The organism is Chitinolyticbacter meiyuanensis, from assembly GCF_008033135.1.
GTDB lineage: Bacteria > Pseudomonadota > Gammaproteobacteria > Burkholderiales > Chitinibacteraceae > Chitinolyticbacter > Chitinolyticbacter meiyuanensis.
Genome location: NZ_CP041335.1, coordinates 393,536 through 410,427, shown reverse-complemented (window position 1 = coordinate 410,427; position 16,892 = coordinate 393,536). Strand labels below are relative to the sequence as shown.

Annotated in this window: 16 protein-coding genes; 8 read left to right on the top strand and 8 right to left on the bottom strand. The window is 64.4% G+C overall.

Features of this window, described 5'->3' with window-relative positions:
* Positions 1–2 precede the first annotated feature (2 nt).
* Entirely contained in the window at positions 3–965 is a 963-nt protein-coding gene (gene corA, locus FLM21_RS01835; protein WP_148713934.1) for a magnesium/cobalt transporter CorA, read from the bottom strand.
* Between the two features lie 184 nt (positions 966–1,149).
* Between corA and mgtE the strand changes: the two genes are divergently transcribed.
* The 6 genes from mgtE to FLM21_RS01805 all read left to right on the top strand — a co-directional run bounded on the left by mgtE (position 1,150) and on the right by FLM21_RS01805 (position 8,197).
* Complete coding sequence (mgtE, locus tag FLM21_RS01830) at positions 1,150–2,580, top strand: magnesium transporter (protein WP_148713933.1); 1,431 nt, start codon at positions 1,150–1,152, stop codon at positions 2,578–2,580.
* A gap of 113 nt (positions 2,581–2,693) precedes the next feature.
* The gene (gene trhO, locus FLM21_RS01825; protein WP_148713932.1) at positions 2,694–3,680 is read left to right on the top strand and encodes an oxygen-dependent tRNA uridine(34) hydroxylase TrhO; all 987 of its coding nucleotides are present in this window, start codon (positions 2,694–2,696) and stop codon (positions 3,678–3,680) included.
* Positions 3,681–4,018: 338 nt separating this feature from the next.
* Positions 4,019–4,996, top strand: a complete 978-nt coding sequence (locus FLM21_RS01820; RefSeq protein ID WP_148713931.1) for a TonB family protein — start codon at positions 4,019–4,021, stop codon at positions 4,994–4,996.
* A gap of 436 nt (positions 4,997–5,432) precedes the next feature.
* A complete protein-coding gene (locus tag FLM21_RS01815; RefSeq protein ID WP_148713930.1) occupies positions 5,433–7,046 on the top strand; it encodes an NAD(P)/FAD-dependent oxidoreductase in 1,614 nt (537 codons plus the stop codon).
* Between the two features lie 30 nt (positions 7,047–7,076).
* Complete coding sequence (locus FLM21_RS01810; RefSeq protein ID WP_148713929.1) at positions 7,077–7,301, top strand: RNA-binding S4 domain-containing protein; 225 nt, start codon at positions 7,077–7,079, stop codon at positions 7,299–7,301.
* Positions 7,302–7,402: 101 nt separating this feature from the next.
* A complete protein-coding gene (locus FLM21_RS01805; protein WP_148713928.1) occupies positions 7,403–8,197 on the top strand; it encodes a hypothetical protein in 795 nt (264 codons plus the stop codon).
* A 3-nt stretch (positions 8,198–8,200) separates the two neighbouring features.
* On the opposite strand, the gene FLM21_RS01800 is transcribed toward FLM21_RS01805, so the two are convergent.
* The gene (locus tag FLM21_RS01800) at positions 8,201–9,100 is read right to left on the bottom strand and encodes a LysR family transcriptional regulator (RefSeq protein ID WP_148713927.1); all 900 of its coding nucleotides are present in this window, start codon (positions 9,098–9,100) and stop codon (positions 8,201–8,203) included.
* A 110-nt stretch (positions 9,101–9,210) separates the two neighbouring features.
* Between FLM21_RS01800 and FLM21_RS01795 the strand changes: the two genes are divergently transcribed.
* Positions 9,211–10,188, top strand: coding sequence for an NAD-dependent epimerase/dehydratase family protein (locus FLM21_RS01795; protein WP_148713926.1), 978 nt, complete (start codon positions 9,211–9,213; stop codon positions 10,186–10,188).
* Here the strand turns inward: FLM21_RS01795 and FLM21_RS01790 are convergent.
* From FLM21_RS01790 to FLM21_RS21040, 6 genes are all read right to left on the bottom strand, one after another.
* Complete coding sequence (locus FLM21_RS01790) at positions 10,185–10,544, bottom strand: DUF1304 domain-containing protein (RefSeq protein WP_148713925.1); 360 nt, start codon at positions 10,542–10,544, stop codon at positions 10,185–10,187. The two genes, FLM21_RS01795 and FLM21_RS01790, sit on opposite strands and share 4 nt — an antisense overlap.
* Before the next feature lie 132 nt (positions 10,545–10,676).
* Complete coding sequence (locus tag FLM21_RS01785) at positions 10,677–12,230, bottom strand: DHA2 family efflux MFS transporter permease subunit (RefSeq protein WP_148713924.1); 1,554 nt, start codon at positions 12,228–12,230, stop codon at positions 10,677–10,679.
* Between the two features lie 63 nt (positions 12,231–12,293).
* Positions 12,294–13,457, bottom strand: coding sequence for an HlyD family secretion protein (locus tag FLM21_RS01780; RefSeq protein ID WP_148713923.1), 1,164 nt, complete (start codon positions 13,455–13,457; stop codon positions 12,294–12,296).
* 16 nt (positions 13,458–13,473) lie between these two features.
* Positions 13,474–14,898: an efflux transporter outer membrane subunit gene (locus FLM21_RS01775; protein ID WP_148713922.1), complete on the bottom strand. Its 1,425-nt coding sequence runs from the start codon at positions 14,896–14,898 to the stop codon at positions 13,474–13,476.
* A gap of 107 nt (positions 14,899–15,005) precedes the next feature.
* Positions 15,006–15,506 (bottom strand): MarR family transcriptional regulator, encoded by a 501-nt coding sequence (locus tag FLM21_RS01770; protein ID WP_187360045.1) that lies wholly within the window; start codon positions 15,504–15,506, stop codon positions 15,006–15,008.
* A 52-nt stretch (positions 15,507–15,558) separates the two neighbouring features.
* A complete protein-coding gene (locus FLM21_RS21040) occupies positions 15,559–15,789 on the bottom strand; it encodes a uracil-DNA glycosylase family protein (protein ID WP_222846746.1) in 231 nt (76 codons plus the stop codon).
* Positions 15,790–15,859: 70 nt separating this feature from the next.
* Here FLM21_RS21040 and FLM21_RS01760 point away from each other — a divergent pair, with 70 nt between their 5' ends.
* The gene (locus FLM21_RS01760; protein WP_187360044.1) at positions 15,860–16,885 is read left to right on the top strand and encodes a C45 family autoproteolytic acyltransferase/hydrolase; all 1,026 of its coding nucleotides are present in this window, start codon (positions 15,860–15,862) and stop codon (positions 16,883–16,885) included.
* Positions 16,886–16,892: the final 7 nt, after the last annotated feature.

Sequence of the window (16,892 nt, the reverse complement as noted above, 5' to 3'; positions counted from 1 at the left end):
GCTTACAGCCAGCCCTTGCGCTTGAAGAACCAGTACGGCGCGATGCCCGAGCACACCATCAGGCCAATGGCGAGCGGGTAGCCGCCCTGCCAGTGCAGCTCCGGCATCAGGTCGAAGTTCATGCCATACACGCTGGCGATCATGGTCGGCGGCAGGAACACCACGCTGGCGATGGAGAAGATCTTGATGATCTTGTTCTGCGCCAGGTTGATCAGGCCCATCACCGCATCCATCAGGAAGTTGATCTTCTCGAACAGGAAGCCGGTGTGGTTGTTCAGGGATTCCAGATCGCGCAGGATCTCGCGCAGGTCGTTCTCCTGCTCGCGATCGAGCACGCGGCTGCGCAGCAGGAACGAGAGCGCACGGCGGGTATCCATCAGGTCGAGCCGCACCTTGCCGTTCACGTCTTCCTGCTTGGCGATGTGGGCCAGCGTCTCGCCCATCTTCTCGTCGTTGATCTCGTCCGAGCGCTTGAGCACTTCCTGGCTCACCTGATCGAGCGCGGTGTAGATGCCTTCGAGCACGTCGGCGTCGTATTCCACCGAGATCGCGTAGATGGAAAGCAGGATGTCCTCGGCCGTCTCGACAAAACCGCTCTGTACCCGGGCACGCAGGCGGAACAGCCGGAACACCGCCAGCTCCTCCTGGCGCATGGTGAGGAGCCGGCCGCGGTTCAGGTGGAAGGCCACCGTCACGTTGTCGGCGCCGTCGCTGTCCTGGTGCAGGAAGTAGGAATTGATGTGCAGCCCGGCATGGTCCACGTAGCAGCGGGCGGATTCCTCGATGTCCTCGAGGTCCTCGTCTTCCGGCAGCTCGACGCGGAACACGGCCTGCACCAGCTCGCGCTCCTCGTCGGTGGGATCGACCAGGTCCACCCATACCACCGCAGGCTGAGCGAGGTCGGCCGCGGTCGTCACCGGGATCTGGCGCAGACGGCCTTCGGCCAGGACGAATGCTGCAAGCATGGGGCACCTCGGACAGCGGGGGGATGGAGCGGGCCGCGCGATTATAAGTGAATCCGGATGAAGCGCTTTGTTACCGTTCATTCATGTCACACAGCCGTGCTAGGCTGCCACGCGGACAGCCTTGCCGGCCCGCCGTACGGCCGGAACAGGCCGCCTCCAGCCCGACAGCAGAGCGCAAGACGCCATGACCACCACGCCCCGCAAGACGCAGGAAAACTTCCAGGACACGCTGGCCCAGGTGCAGCGCCTGTTGGCGCGGCACAAGCTGGTCGAGGGCATGGTGCACAAGCAGGACATGCACAAGCACGAGCTGGTCGAGAAGCTGGTGCACAAGCAGAACCTCGCCGAGCTGTCGATCAAGCTGGAACGGCTGCACCCGGCCGACATTGCCGACCTGCTGGAAGCGCTGCCGCTGCCTGACCGGCTCACGGTGTGGGAGCTGGTGCGCACCGAGCGCGATGGCGAAATCCTGCTGGAAGTGTCCGACGCGGTGCGCGAATCGCTGCTCGCCGCGATGGAAAGCCACGAGATCGTCGCCGCCGCCGGCCAGCTCGATGCCGACGAACTGGCCGACCTCGCGCCCGATCTGCCCGAACACGTGCTGTCCGAGGTCATGGGCGGGCTGGACGAGGACGAGCGTGCCCAGGTGCAGAGCGCGCTGTCGTACCGCGAGCACGAGGTTGGCGCCATCATGGACTTCGACATGGTGACGGTGCGCGAGGATGTCTCGCTGGAGGCGGTGCTGCGCTACCTGCGCCGGCTGGGCGATCTGCCGGAGCACACCGACAAGCTGTTCGTGATCGACCGCGAGCGCGCGCTCAAGGGCGTGCTGTCGCTGAAGCGCTTGCTGGTGAACGCACCGCAGCGCCAGGTGGCCGAAGTGATGGCGCGCGACGTGGTGGTGTTCTCGCCGGATGGCCGCGCCGACGATGCCGCACACGCCTTCGAGCGCTACGACCTGGTATCGGCGCCGGTGCTCGACAGCAACCACCGCGTGGTCGGCCGCCTCACCGTCGATGCCATGGTCGACGTGATCCGCGACGAATCGGATGTGCTGTCCTTCGCCGGCCTGAAAGAAGAGGATCTGTTCTCCAGCATCTGGAAATCGGCCAAGAACCGCGGGCCATGGCTGGCGCTCAACATCTGCACCGCCTTCCTCGCCAGCCGGGTGATCGGCGCATTCGAGGCCACCATCGCCCACCTCGTCGCGCTCGCCACGCTGATGCCCATCGTCTCCGGCATCGGCGGCAATACCGGCACCCAGACGATGACGCTGATCATCCGGGGTCTGGCGCTGGGCCAGATCACCGCCAGCAACGCGCGCCGGCTGGTGATCAAGGAGCTCGGCATCGCCCTGTTGAACGGCACGTTGTGGGGCGCGGTGCTGGGGCTGATCGCCTGGGCGCTGTACGGCCAGATCGCGCTTGGCGCCGTGATGATGAGCGCCATGGTGCTCAATCTGCAAGTCGCCGCCCTCGTCGCCATCATCGTGCCGATGACGATGCAAAAGCTCGGCCGCGACCCGGCCTATGGCTCCAGCGTGCTGCTCACCGCCAGCACCGACAGCATGGGTTTCTTCATCTTCCTCGGCCTTGCCACGGTGTTCCTGACCTAGGCGGCACGCGAAAGGCAGGCTGGCAAGCCGCCGCGCTTGCCGGCATAATTCCTTGTTTTTACACGGGAAGCCCTCCCGTTGATTGAGCCAATGCCTGGCTCCGAGGAATAGCGATGTCCCGCATCACCGTCTGCGCCCTCTACAAATTCGTTGCCCTGCCCGCTTTCGCCGACCTGCGCGCCCCGCTGCAAGACCTGCTCGACGCGCATGGCATCCGCGGCACGCTGCTGCTCGCTTCGGAGGGCATCAACGGCACCGTGGCCGGCAGCCAGGCCGCGATCGATGCGATGCTGGCCTGGCTGAACCCGCGCGTGGGCGAGATCTCGTACAAGCTCTCCTATGACGACGCCCAGCCGTTCAACCGCACCAAGGTGAAGCTGAAAAAGGAAATCGTCACCATGGGCGTGGAAGGGATCGATCCGCAACGCGTGGTCGGCACCTACGTGAAGCCCAAGGATTGGAACGCGCTGATCTCGCAGCCGGACGTGCTGTTGGTCGATACCCGCAACGATTACGAAGTGCAGATCGGCACCTTCAAGGGCGCGATCAATCCCAAGACCGACAGCTTCCGCGAATTCCCCGCCTATGTGCAGCAGCACCTCGATCCCCAGCAGCACAAGCGCGTGGCGATGTTCTGCACCGGCGGCATCCGCTGCGAGAAATCGACCGCGTATTTGAAGGAGCAGGGCTTTACCGAGGTCTACCACCTGGAAGGTGGCATCCTGCAATACCTGGAAGACGTACCGGCCGAAGAGACGATGTGGGAGGGCGAATGCTTCGTGTTCGACGGCCGCGTCTCGGTGGACCATCACCTGCAGAAGGGCCAGTACGACCTGTGCCATGCCTGCCGCTTACCGATCACCGAGGCCGACAAGCGCAGCCCGCATTACCGCGCCGGCGTAAGCTGCCCGCACTGCCACGACCAGCACAGCCCGGAGCAGCTGCAGGCCTTTATCGAGCGCGAACGCCAGGTGCGTTTGGCGCAGGCTCGCGGGGAGCAGCATATTGGTGGAGAGGTATCGGATGTGGCGGAGCGGCGGCGGCAGGAGAAGGTGCAGCGGAAGGTGGAGGCGGCGGAAGCGAATAAGCGGGAGGGGTAGTGAGTGACGCGGGTTGCGCGTCGGTTGAGATAGAGCGAAGGCTGCGGGTAGCGCCTGCGGCGCGGGGGTTGATGCCGGTTCCGCCCGGCGGACGGGTTCATTTCTTTTGCTTCGCCAAAAGAAACGAACCAAAGAAAAGGCGACCCCTGCCTTACGGCCCTCCGGGCTACCCTCAGTCGGTCGCGAGCCTAAGGTCTCGCTCCACTCCCTCGGCGCTTGGCAAAGGGGAGGAAAACCATGTGCCCGCATTTGTGTAAAAGCAAACGAGGCTTCGTGACTTTATGCGTGGTCTGACCCTAATTTCCCTATACTCAAAGATAACTATCGTCTAATTTGCGATGCGTAAACTGCTATTCATCTCTTTTGCCGTCATTGCCATTGCCCGTTTTGCCAGCGCTCAGGACGCAACTCCGGATCATACGCAACTCCCAACCGGGCTGCAGGTAAAGTATCCAAAAACCTCTATAGAGAACCATGAAGAAGGAAGCGTTTTGGTTTCTCTGATCGTTTCAAAAAATGGCGAACCAAAGGATATTAGAGTCTCAAAAACATCTGGGTACGCCGCACTAGATGAAGCAGCTAAGACTGCAGTTATGAATGCTAGGTTTTCGCCTGCTCGAACAAAAACCGGGGACCCCGTTGACGCGAAGTTATATGTTCCCGTTAAATTTTCCCTCAATTCCGCAAAAGAATCCATTCAGATATCCCACTCAGAAGACAATGCTGTTTTGAGCATAAAGATCAGAAAAATCTATCGTGGATTGACTCGAGACCTAGGGTATCAACTGCAAAAACTACCAACCTTCGCCCCAGAATTCATTGTCCTCGACGTTCGAGGCAACTCGGGGGGGCTGATATACGAATCATCGGGGTTGGCCTCTGTATTCATGGAAGCCGACTTAAAAATTGCCGAATTAAAACAAAACAACAGCACTTTCATCATCAAAACCGGGAAAAAATTCTATCAAAAAGATGAAATAAAAATCGATTTTCTTTCTGACGTTCCTAATTACTTAAAAACCCTTCCGCTTTTAACCCTGGTAGACGAAAAAACCGCAGGCAGTGCGGAGCTCGTTGTTGCAGGATTGCAGTCACATGGCAGAGCAAAAATCGCAGGAAAAAAGACAGCAGGAATGACGGCCATAGATTCAAATGGGAAAGACCCTGCAGAGTGGCAGCTTCCAAACGGGGGGTCGCTTAAAAACAAGGGATTGACCCCTGATTTTCCACTAGAAAACTCGACACTTGAATCAATTGGGACCAACCTCTTAATTCCAGAGGAAATTCGAGATAGTCTTCTAGGTCATTCGCACTAACATGTAGCCGGGGTTCAGTCTTGCACTTTGCATAACACGTAGCGCTCACCTCACCCCAAATGCCTCCTCGGAAGCCGGGCAACGCACGCTCCGGGGCTCACTGGGTGTACAGCGGCGTCACGCCTTGGTACAAGAGCCGGCACATGGTTTTCCTCCCCTTTGCCAAGCGCCGAAGGAGTGGAGCGAGACCTAGGCTCGCGACCGACTGAGGGCAGCCCGGAGGGCCGTAAGGCAGGGGTCGCCTTTTCTTTGGTTCGTTTCTTTTGGCGAAGCAAAAGAAATGAACCCGTCCGCCGGGCGGAACCGGCATGTAAACACCCGCGCCGAAGGCGCTAAGCAAACAAAACAACCAGCCGCCGCAAACACCACCGCGTCGGCACAGCACCACCAGCAATCCCGTCAATTTGTGGCGTAACAAGCCACCAGGACCCACACCATGATCCGCGTCACCGAAATCAAGCTCCCCCTCACCCACACCGAAGAAGAACTCCCAGCCGCCGTCATCAAGAAGCTCGGCATCAAACCAGCAGACCTGCTCAACTTCACCGTGTTCCAGCGCGCCTACGATGCCCGCAAGAAGGCCGCCATCCTTTTGGTCTACACGGTAGATGCCGAAGTAAAGCATGAAGCCGCGCTGCTGAAGCGCTTCGAAGCCGACCGCTGCGTCAGCACCACGCCGGACATGGGCTACCGCCATGTCGCGCAGCTGGCTTCCCCGCCGGCCAAACGCCCGCTGGTGGTCGGCTTCGGCCCCTGTGGCCTGTTTGCCGCGCTGATCCTTGCCGAGATGGGCTTCAACCCCATCGTGCTCGAACGCGGCAAGGCGGTGCGCGAGCGCACCAAGGATACGTGGGGGCTGTGGCGCAAGCGCGAGCTCAATCCGGATTCCAATGTGCAGTTCGGTGAAGGCGGCGCCGGCACCTTTTCGGACGGCAAGCTCTACAGCCAGATCCGCGATCCGCGCTTTCTCGGCCGCAAGGTGTTGAAGGAGTTCGTTGCCGCCGGGGCGCCGCCGGAGATCGAATATGTGAGCAAGCCGCACATCGGCACCTTCCGCCTGGTGAGCATGATCGAGGAGATGCGCACCAAGATCGTCGCCCTCGGTGGCGAGATCCGCTTCAATCACAAGGTGGACGACCTGCTGCTGGAAAAATCCGGCGACGGCTTGCAGCTGCGCGGGGTGAAGCTGGCCGACGGCAGCGTGATCGAATCGGATCACGTGGTGCTGGCGCTGGGCCACAGCGCGCGCGATACCTTCGAGATGCTGCACGGCCACGGCGTGTTCATGGAGGCCAAGCCGTTCTCGGTCGGCTTCCGCATCGAGCACCCGCAATCGGTGATCGACGCCGCGCGCTTTGGCCCGTCGGCCGGCAACCCCATCCTCGGCGCCGCCGATTACAAGCTGGTGCACCACGCCAGCAACGGCCGCTCCGTCTACAGCTTCTGCATGTGCCCCGGCGGCACCGTGGTCGCCGCCACCAGCGAGCCGAACCGCGTGGTCACCAACGGCATGAGCCAGTACTCGCGCAACGAGCGCAACGCCAATGCCGGCTTCGTCGTCGGCATCACGCCGGATGATTATCCCGGTGGCGTGCTGGCCGGCATCGAATTCCAGCGCCAGCTCGAATCGCGCGCGTTCGAGCTCGGTGGCGGCGACTACAACGCCCCCGCCCAGCTGGTCGGCGATTTCCTTGCTGGCAAGCCATCGAAAGACTTCGGCTCGGTCGCGCCGTCGTATACGCCAGGCGTGACACTGACCGATCTGGCGCTGGCGCTGCCGGACTACGCCATCACCGCGATGCGCGAGGCGCTGCCCGCGTTCGAGCGACAGATCCGCGGTTACAGCATGCACGACGCGCTGCTGACCGGCGTGGAAACGCGCACCAGCTCGCCGCTGCGCATCACCCGCGACCGCGATACGCTGCAGAGCCTCAACGTGAAGGGCCTGTTTCCTGCGGGCGAAGGTGCCGGCTACGCTGGCGGCATCCTGTCGGCCGGTGTGGACGGCATCGAGATCGCCGAAGCCGTTGCTCGCGCCATGACGGCATAAACATCCCACCCAGATTCCAGGAACACCGATATGCAAATCCTCGAAATCCAGCTGTACCAGGACTACATCGCGCTGTGCGACCTGTTGAAACTCGCCGGTGTGGCCGACAGCGGCGGCGCCGGCAAGGCGCTGGTCGCCAGTGGCGCCGTCTCGGTCGACGGCGTGCAGGAGCTGCGCAAGACCAACAAGATCCGCGCCGGCCAGGTGGTGACGCTGGACGGTGTCGAGATCCGCGTGGTGACGGCAGCGGACTGAGCCCGCACTGTGGCAGAGCACACGCCGCTGGCGACGAGGCCGTCGACGCCAGACCGGCGGCTTCGTACACTGCCACAGCTTAGCTGATGCCCGAGGCAACGATGATCCGATCCGCCAGCCTTGCCGCCCTGTGCCTGCTCTGGACCACCCAGGGCCTGGCCGCGCCGGCCGCCTGGGAGAATCCGCAAACACCACACTACGGCTACACGGTGAAGACCGAGCGGCTGGAGCGGCAGTTTCTGCTGTTCGTCACCGATGTCAGCGGCCTGGGCACACCGTACGGCTACGACTATCAGATTCTTGCCGTCACCAAGGTCGTTCCCGAAGGGTATTGGGTGATGCGCTTTTCCCGCGACTGCGGCGACGGCAGTGGTGGCGCCGGTTTCACCAGCGCCTTCGTGCGCTGGGATGGCCGTGCGCAGAAAGAGATCGACAATGCGCTCTACGACTGGCTGGGCAACGATCTGAGTGACAGGATGCGTGTCAGCGTCTCCTGCAAGGATGACTACCCTAAGAGCACCCGCCAGGAAAACCGCCTTGGTGCGTTGAACTTCATGCGCGACTGGCAACGCGGCTCGGCCAAGCCTGCGGAGCTGTCGCTGGAACTCAAGAACACGCTGAAGAACATCGTGATGAAGGCCGAATACCGGCGACCAGGCACCAGCGATGAGTGGATTCCTTTATTGGGCGAATCCGACGATCTGGAGACGGGCCAAGCAGTCAACGTGAAGATCAAGCAACCGGTCGATTGCCTGATCGACATGAAGTTCGAATTTCTCGAACTGATCGAGCCGGTCTACGCTGCTGACGTCAATGTCTGCGGTGCCAAGCGCCTGGTGCTGCACATCGATCGCAGCAGCGGCAAGGCCAAGCTCGGCGTACGCGCGGAGAAATAGCGCTCACGGCCTGGCCAGATGCGCGCGCAGGCCCTCCGCCAGCGCATCGAACACCACCCGATGGCGCCGGCTACCGCGCAGATCCTCGTGCATCAACACCCAGGTATCCAGCCCAAAGCCGAAGTCCTGCGCCAGCACCGGCAGCAGGGCCGGGTCGCGCGCGGCGATGCCGTGATGGCAGAAGGCGATGCCGAAGCCGGCGCGCAGCAGCGCGAGTTGCGCCAAGGTGTTGTCGCTGCGCACGGCGAAGTCGTCGCGGTCGATTGGCAGCGCCAGCCGCTCGCGTAGCCGGCGGATATACGGCAGCTCGGTATCGAAGCCGATCAGCGCGTGTTGCGCCAGTTCGTCCAGGCGCTGCGGCAAGCCATGGCGTTGGGCGTAGTCGCGGTGCGCATACAGCCCCAGTCCCACCGTCCCCACCTTCTGCGCCAGCAGGGCATCCTGCGTTGGTGGGCTCATCCGCACCGCGATGTCGGCGTCGCGCTGCAGCAGGTTCTGCAGCTGGTCCGACAGCACCAGTTCCAGCACGAGCTCGGCGTGCTGTTCGCGCAGCGTGGCCAACAGCGGCGGTAGCAATTCAATACCGACCATCTCCGCCGCGGTGATCCGCACCGCGCCGCGTACCTCGTCGGCACTGCCCTGCGCCAGCCGTAACAGCGCCGCGGCGCTGGCACGCATTGCCTCGGTGTGCGGCCGTAATGCGCGTGCGGCGTCGGTGGGCAGCAACCCCGTCTGCGAGCGGGTGAACAGCGGCAAGCCCAGTTGTGTTTCCAGTGCCTCGATCTGCCGGCCTACCGTTGGCTGGGCCAGCCCCAGCGCACGGGCGGCGGCGGAGAGCGAGCCGTGCTCGAGCACGGCCAGCAGTGTGCGGTAGAGATCCCAGGGGGGGTCGATGAAGGTCATGCATTTTTGTATATCAACCATGCCTGGATAGGCAATTCTGTTTTGGCGGTGACGAGCGCACAGTGCAGCCATCCCGCCGCCACGGCGCGGCACATCCTCGGAGACAGAACATGGCAAAACAGGCATTGGTACTGGGCGCAACCGGTGGCATCGGCGGGGAAGTGGCGGCCAAGCTGCTGGCACGCGGCTGGCAGGTTCACGCGCTGACACGCATTGCGGCCAGTCGGCCGGACAACGGCATCCGCTGGCACGCCGGCGACGCGCTGAACCGCGACGATGTGTTGCGTGCCGCTGCAGGCAGTGCGCTGATCGTGCATGCGGTCAATCCCCCGGGCTATCGCAACTGGGGACAGTGGGTGTTGCCGATGATAGCCAACACCATCGCCGCCGCCGAAGCGAATGGGGCGCGCATCGTATTGCCGGGTACCGTCTACAACTACGCGGCCGGTGACCGCGTGATCACCGAGGCCACGCCGCAAGACCCGGATACCCGCAAGGGCGAGATCCGCGTGATGCTGGAAAGCCGGCTGCAGCAGGCGGCGGCGCAAGGCCGGGCACGAACGCTGATTGTGCGGGCCGGCGACTACTTCGGTCCACGCAGCCGCAACAGCTGGTTTGCCCAGGGCTTGATCACGCCGGGGCAACCGATCGGTGCGGTGAATCTGCTCGGCACCGTCGGTCACCAGTGGGCCTACCTGCCCGATGTGGCCGAAATCATGCTGCGCCTGGTCGAACTGGGCGATGCGCTCGACGACCATGCCGTCTACCAGATAGCCGGGCACTGGGATGGGGATGGCGAGCAACTGGTGGGGGCGATCATCCGCGCCAGCAGCCGGCCGGACCTGGCTTGGCGCCGTTTCCCCTGGTGGCTGGTGCGTGCGCTGGCACCGGTGGTGCCGCTGATGCGCGAGTTACGCGAGATCCAGCCCTACTGGCGCCATAGCCTGCGCCTTGCCAACGACAAGCTGGTTGCCACGCTGGGCGCCGAGCCGCGCACGCCGCTGGATCTGGCGGTGGCCACCACCTTGCGCGGACTGGGCTGCCTGCCCGATGTGGCTGGTGCAGCAGCCGAGCCGGCCAGCGCCTAGCGGGTGGCCAACAGCAGCAGCAATGCCGCGGTGGCCGGAGCCGCCTGTACCCACAGGATGCGGCGGCCGACCGTGGCGGCGCCGAACACGCCGGCGCAGATCACGCAACCGAGGAAGAACAGCTGGATGCCGTGACCGGCCGGCCCCATCGCCAGCCCCCAGGCAAGGCCAATGGCGAGGAAGCCGTTGTACAGGCCCTGGTTGGCCGCCAGCAGGCGGCTCTGGTAGGCGAACTCCTCGTTCAGCCGGAACACCCGCCGCCCCAATGGCCGCGTCCAGTAGAACATTTCGAGCACCATGAAATAGAGGTGCAGCAACACCACCAGAGCGGCGACAAAGACAGCGACCGTATGCACGCTAAATTCTTCCGTTCGTCATGAAAGCGCTTTCTTAACATCAGTTTTGATGGCTGTCCAGTGTACGCCCGTGCACACGACATGTGGATGCAACAAAGCCGCCCGTTGGGCGGCTTGTTTGTCGTTTTGCCATCAGTGCCCGCCGGCACCACCGACGCTGCCAAACGGCGGCTTGGCGAGCCAGACGATGGCCATCAGCAATACGAAGATCACACCCAGCCCCCAGAACACCTCGGTGGTGGCGATCTGGAAGGCCTGCTGTCCGATCACCTTGTCGATCTGCGCATAGGCGGTATCGCCCGGCAGGCCGAGCTGGTGCAGCCGCGCCACGTAATCGACGGTGGCCGGATCGCCGCTGGTCACATGCTCGGTCAGCCGCGCATGGTGGAAGGTGGCGCGGTGATCCCAGGTGAACACGGCGATCGCGGTGGCGAAGCTGCCGGCGATGGTGCGGAAGAAGTTCGCCAGGCCGGAGGCCGCCGCCAGCCGCGATACCGGCAGGCCCGACAGCACGATCTGGTTCACCGGCACGAAGAAGCAGGCCACGCCGATGCCCTGCAGCAAACGCGGGATGATGATCTGGTCGAACGCCGTTTCCAGCGTGAAGCTGGCGAACCAGAACATGGTGGCGGCGAAGACCATGAAGGCAAACGACGACACCAGCCGCAGATCCAGCCGCTGGATGTTCTTGCCGATGATGGGCGAGATGAAGAAGGCCAGGATGCCCACTGGCGCCACCGCCAGGCCGGACCAGGTGGCCGTGTAGCCCATCACCGTCTGCAGCCACAGCGGGAACAGCACGGTGCTGCCGAAGAAGCAGAACACGCCGAGCGACAGCGCCAGCACGCCGATGGTGAAGTTGCGGCTCTTGAACAGCGACAGGTCGACGATGGGATGCGGATCGGTCAGCTCCCACACCACCAGCACCGACAGCGCCACCGCGGCGATCACCGCCAGCGTGAGGATGAAGCCGGAGCTGAACCAGTCCATGTCGTTGCCGTTGTCGAGCATCAGCTGCAGGCTGCCGACCCCGAGGAACAGCAGCGCGAGGCCGATGTAGTCGATCGGCAGCTTCTGCGTGGGCGTCTCGCGGCCCTTGAGCAGCGACCAGGCGGCAAAGCCCGCCAACAGGCCTACTGGCACGTTGATGTAGAAGATCCACGGCCAGCTGTAGTTGTCGGTGAGCCAGCCACCCAGCATCGGGCCGAAGATCGGCGCCACGATCACCGTCATCGCCCACAGCGCCAGCGCAAGGCCCTTCTTCTGCGGCGGATAGTTGGCGAGCAGCAGCGTCTGCGATAGCGGCACCATGGGGCCGGACACCAGGCCCTGCATGAAGCGGAAGAACACCAGCGTCGGCAGGTTGTGCGCGAAGCCGCACAGCACCGACATCACCGTGAACAGCAGCACGGACAGCGTGAACATCCGCACCTCGCCAAAGCGCTTGGCCAGCCAGCCCGTCATCGGCACGGCGATGGCAGCGGCGAGGCCATAGGAGCTGATGGCCCAGGTGCCCTGGGTCGGGCTGACCGCGAGGTCGCCCGAGATATGCGAGACCGAGACGTTGACGATGGTGGTGTCCAGCACCTCCATGAAGGTGGCCGAAGCCACTGCCAACGTCAGCAGGACCAGCTGTAGCCCGCGGATCGGCGCGGGCGGGGGGGAAGCGGCGGCCGTCTGGCTCATGACGCAACCTCGTGATCAGGCAGGATGGAATGCCCCTGCACCTGCGGGGGCCTGGGGCCGGGCTCAGCCGTGGCGGTTGGCGCCGGCGTTGCGGGCGATGATGTCATCAGCCAAACGCTCGGCTTCCGGCAGCGGCTGCTCCAGCGCGCGTGTGGTGAACAGCGGCCGGCTGACCGGCTGGGTGGCCAGCACCGGGCCACCGCGCTCGTGGGTATCCACCGTCACTTCCATCGACAGGCCGATGCGCAGCGGATGCTCGGTGAGCTCGGCCGGATCGAGCGCAATGCGCACCGGCACGCGCTGCACCACCTTGATCCAGTTGCCGGTGGCGTTCTGCGCCGGTAGCAGCGAGAACGCGCTGCCGGTGCCCGCGCCGAGGCCGACCACCTTGCCGTGGTATTCCACCTCGCCGCCGTAGAGATCGGCCACCAGCACGGCCGGCTGGCCGATGCGGATGTGCTTGAGCTCGGATTCCTTGAAGTTGGCATCCACCCACAGCGCATCGAGCGGCACGATGTTCATCAGCGCGGTGCCCGGCGTGACGCGATTGCCCACCTGCACGCTGCGCTTGGCCACGTAGCCCGACACTGGCGCCGGCAACGCGTTGCGGCGCGTGGTGAGCCAGGCCTGCACGAAGTTGGATTTCGCGGCCAGCACGCTGGGGTGATGGATCAGGTCCACGCCCTCGATGCCGGCGCGCGAGGCGTCCAGCTGCTTCTGCGCCACATCGACCGCCAGCTCGGCATTCGTCAGTGCCTCCTTGGCGTGCGCCACTTCCTCGGCCGCGACCAGTTGGTCTGCAACCAGTGGCGCCCGGCGCTGGTAATCGGCGCGGGCGCGGGTCAGGTCGGTGCGGCGCTGCTGCAGCACTGTCTCGAACTGCGCGGTATTGGCGTACTGCTTCCTCAGCTCGCGTACCGTCTCGCCGAGCTTGGCCTCGGCTTGGCGCAACCCCACGGTGGCGTCGGCCGGGTCCAGCATCACCAGGTCTTCGCCGGCTTTCACCAGTTGGGTCTCGTCGGCGCGGATCTCGGTGACGTTGCCGCTCACCTGCGAGGTCAGCGTGACCTGATTGCCGCCGACGTAGGCGTTGTCGGTGACTTCGCGCTTGCTGGCGACAGTCGCCCAGTACACCGCATAGCCGATGCCGGCCGCGATGAACAACGTGGTGAGGATCAGCAGCGCCGGCTTGCGCTGCTTGGAAACGGTGGCTTGTTGCTCGCTCATGCTGGTGTGGCTCCGATTATTCTTGGGTGGTCCCGGCGCGGTATCCGCCGCCGAGTGCCTTGATCAGTTGCAGCTCGGTATCGAGCTGGCGTTGGTTCAGCTGGATCAGTGCGTCGTTCTGCGCCAGTACCGGCAGCGTGGCGGACCACACCGCGGTGCGATCGACCAGGCCTTGCTTGAACTGCGCCTCGCCGCTCGCCAGCACCTGGCGCTGCGCGGCCAGCTGGCGCTGCTGCGCGCTTTCCTCACGGGCGAGACCCTGCAGCGCGATGCCGTCCTGCGCGATATCGCGCACGGCATTGGTCACCGCCTGGTTGTATTCGGCAATCATCGCGTCGCGATCGGCGCGCTTGCCGCCGAGCCTGGCCTGCAGCCGGCCGGCATCGAAGATCGGCAGGCTGATCGCCGGGATCAGGTTGATCTGGCGGCTGGCGAAGTCGAACAGCTTCTCGGTGGTGATGGTGTCGAACCCGGCAAAGCCGGCGATGCTGACGGTCGGGTAGAACGCCGCCTGCTGCGCTGCCTCGCTCGAGATCGTGCTCTCCACGCGCCAACGCGCGGCCTGCAGATCCGGCCGGCGGGCCAGCAGCTCGTTGCCGAGCGAGGCCGGCAGCGCCGGATTGGCGTGCGGCGGTTGCACTGTCTGCAGCTCGGCGAGCTCCCCGCCCCCCACCAGCGCCCTGATCGCCTCATGCTGGCGGCCGAGCGTGGCTTCCAGCGTGGCGATCTGCGCATCGAACGCGGCAAGCTGGCCTTCCTCACGGGCGCGATTGGCCATCGGCTCCAGCCCCTGCGCCACGCGGCGGGCGCGGCCTGCCACCAGCTTGGCCTGCAGCGCACGGCGCTCCTTCAGGCTGGCGAGCCGGGCGCGGTCGCTCTGCAGCGTGAAATAGCTCTGGGCCACGGCAACGCTCAACGTCAGTTCAGCCTGCTTTTCCTCGGCACGGCGGGCATTCATCTCGCCCAGCGACGCAGCCACCTGCGAGCGATGCTTGCCCCACCAATCGAATTCGTAGCTGGCGTTCAGGCCCACCTTGGTATCGGTGTACCACTCGCCGCCGATCGGGGGCGGGAACAGGCCAGTGGCCGACAGGTACTGGCGGTCGACCGAGGCGTCGAGCGTGGCATTCAGCCCGCCGTCGGCGTCGGTCAGCGCCATGCTGGATTCGGCCTGGCGCACGCGGGCCTGGGCGCTGGCCAGCGTCGGCGCTTCCTTCAGCGCCCGCGCCATCAGCGCATCGAGTTGCGCATCGTGCCATGCGGTCCACCATTGCGCTTCGGGCCAGCCCTCGCGCGCCAGCTTGATGCCCTGCGCCAGCTCGGTACCGGCCAGATCGCGCCGCGCCACGGTCTGCGCATCGTCTGGTATCGCGGCGCAGCCGGCCAGCACGAAGGCCGCAGCCAGCAACAGCAGAATTTTGTTGTGTTTTGGATAGTTCATTTTTCAACCAAATGGTTAAACGAAACCCCGTGCGGCGAATGGGGGAGCCGTCCCGGGGAACACATCGTCATGGCCAGCTAGATCGACCGATACCGCTTTGGGCCGCGTTATTCCAGCGCGCCCAGCACCTTTTTCAACAGCGCTTCCAGCTGCAGCTTCTCGTCCTGCGACAGCACGTTGTAGGCCGAATGCACGCGCAGCTGCAATTGCGGCAGCAGCATCTGCACCAGCTCACCGCCGGCCTCGGCCATGCGCAGGTCGATGCGACGCCGATCCTCGGCGTTCGGCTCGCGCGACAGCAATCCGCGCGACACCAGCTCATCGCAGATGCGGGTGACGTTGGCGCGTGATTCACCCGTGGCATCGGCAAGCTCAGACGGGTTGAGCACGGTATCCGGCGCGCTGTACAGCATGGTCAGCGCCACGAAGCTCACCGGGTTCAGGTTGTGCTCGCGCAGCACCGCATGCATGCGTTCGTGCAGGCGGCCCTGGATGTGCTTGAACAGCTGCGACAGCGTGACATGCTGCGGGTTGGCACCCGGCAGGCGGGCGCATACCCGACCGATTTTTTCCTCGACCGGAATGAAGCAGCGGGGGGTGGGGGGCATTTGATTCATGGATGAATAGTACAAATTACAACTATTGTGGTCAATCAAATTCTTACAGCGTGGCGATGGGCGGTGAAGCTGCCTCAGCCAGCGCGTGCAGCCCAGTCCGGCAATGCGCTGGCGCGGCTGGGGCAACACCGCTTCGGCGAGCCAGCCACAGCGGGTTGCGCGGGCTGGGGTGCGGCAAGGGCAGGAAGGTGGGCGCGTAGTCACGCCAAGCGGCCACGGTGTCCGCCAGCGTGCGACCAGCCGCAACCATTTGGGGCAGGTGCGAATCACGCATACAGCGCGAACAGCAAGGACGATCAAGCACGGGCGTACACAATAGCGGCAGTCCAATGCCGGAGCGCGCCATGCAGATCGATGCCGAGAACCTCGCCGCGGAGCGCGCCTCTGATTATCGCCATTACCGCATCGCCGGCACGCCAGCAGAACTCGGCATTGCCATGGCCGCGCAGGGCGTTCTGCTGCGCCCGCCTGCCGAACTCGGCCATGACGGCACCAGACTGGCACAGCTCAGCTATGCGCGTGACTGCCGGGCGCTGACTGCCGAGCACTATCCAGCGCTGGTCGCCGAGATCGACGCCCATGCCGAGGCCAGCGGGATGGCGGCGGACGATGCGCTGTGGCACTACGCGCTGGGCGTGACCGGTGGCTGCAGCGGCATCGCCGTCGCCACGCCGCTGGGCATGGTGGTCGGCCGCAACTACGATTTCTTCTACTTCGAATCGCGCCGCCACCTGATCGAGACCCGGCCGGCCGCCGGCTACGCCCACATCGGCGTGCATGAAGGCCTCGCTGGCGGCCGCTTTGACGGGATGAACCAGCACGGCCTGTTCGTCTCGTTCAACGGCGCCGGCGAACACCCGGACCCGGCACCGGTCGGCATCGCCTTCCACCACTTGGTGCGCTACCTGCTCGAACACTGCGCCAGCGTGTCCGAGGCGCGCAACGCGTTGCTACGGCTGCCGGTGAAGGAAGCCAAGAGCTATCTGCTGGTCGATGCCTCGGATGCCTGCGTGATCGAGGTCCACCCGCAACGCCGCGCGGTGCGCGCGCCGGTGGACGGCGTACTGGTGATGACCAACCATTTCCTCGATCCGGACATGGTGGCGCTGTGCCCGTCCTGGTCCAACTCGCTGGCCCGGATGCAGCGGCTTCAGGCGCTGGCGCCACGCGGGCTGGGCGCCGAAGCCAGCTTCGCCGCGCTGCAGACCTTGCTCGCCGAGCATGAAGCGCCGGTCTGTGGCCACGTCGATGGCATGGCGACCTTCTGGAGTGCTGTTGCCCATCCAGGCAGCGGCCTGGCCCGTTATTGCCTGGGCGCACCGTGCCGCAACCGCTGGCAGGACTACCGGCTGGGCGGCGAGGCGGGGTAAAGTCGCG

Bases quoted from the DNA above. Each gene is read 5' to 3' on its own strand.
- corA (WP_148713934.1), bottom strand. From the start codon at position 965: ATGCTTGCAGCATTCGTCCTGGCCGAAGGCCGTCTGCGCCAGATCCCG.
- mgtE (WP_148713933.1), top strand. From the start codon at position 1,150: ATGACCACCACGCCCCGCAAGACGCAGGAAAACTTCCAGGACACGCTG.
- trhO (WP_148713932.1), top strand. From the start codon at position 2,694: ATGTCCCGCATCACCGTCTGCGCCCTCTACAAATTCGTTGCCCTGCCC.
- FLM21_RS01820 (WP_148713931.1), top strand. From the start codon at position 4,019: ATGCGTAAACTGCTATTCATCTCTTTTGCCGTCATTGCCATTGCCCGT.
- FLM21_RS01815 (WP_148713930.1), top strand. From the start codon at position 5,433: ATGATCCGCGTCACCGAAATCAAGCTCCCCCTCACCCACACCGAAGAA.
- FLM21_RS01810 (WP_148713929.1), top strand. From the start codon at position 7,077: ATGCAAATCCTCGAAATCCAGCTGTACCAGGACTACATCGCGCTGTGC.
- FLM21_RS01805 (WP_148713928.1), top strand. From the start codon at position 7,403: ATGATCCGATCCGCCAGCCTTGCCGCCCTGTGCCTGCTCTGGACCACC.
- FLM21_RS01800 (WP_148713927.1), bottom strand. From the start codon at position 9,100: ATGACCTTCATCGACCCCCCCTGGGATCTCTACCGCACACTGCTGGCC.
- FLM21_RS01795 (WP_148713926.1), top strand. From the start codon at position 9,211: ATGGCAAAACAGGCATTGGTACTGGGCGCAACCGGTGGCATCGGCGGG.
- FLM21_RS01785 (WP_148713924.1), bottom strand. From the start codon at position 12,230: ATGAGCCAGACGGCCGCCGCTTCCCCCCCGCCCGCGCCGATCCGCGGG.
- FLM21_RS01780 (WP_148713923.1), bottom strand. From the start codon at position 13,457: ATGAGCGAGCAACAAGCCACCGTTTCCAAGCAGCGCAAGCCGGCGCTG.
- FLM21_RS01775 (WP_148713922.1), bottom strand. From the start codon at position 14,898: ATGAACTATCCAAAACACAACAAAATTCTGCTGTTGCTGGCTGCGGCC.
- FLM21_RS01770 (WP_187360045.1), bottom strand. From the start codon at position 15,506: ATGCCCCCCACCCCCCGCTGCTTCATTCCGGTCGAGGAAAAAATCGGT.
- FLM21_RS21040 (WP_222846746.1), bottom strand. From the start codon at position 15,789: ATGCGTGATTCGCACCTGCCCCAAATGGTTGCGGCTGGTCGCACGCTG.
- FLM21_RS01760 (WP_187360044.1), top strand. From the start codon at position 15,860: ATGCAGATCGATGCCGAGAACCTCGCCGCGGAGCGCGCCTCTGATTAT.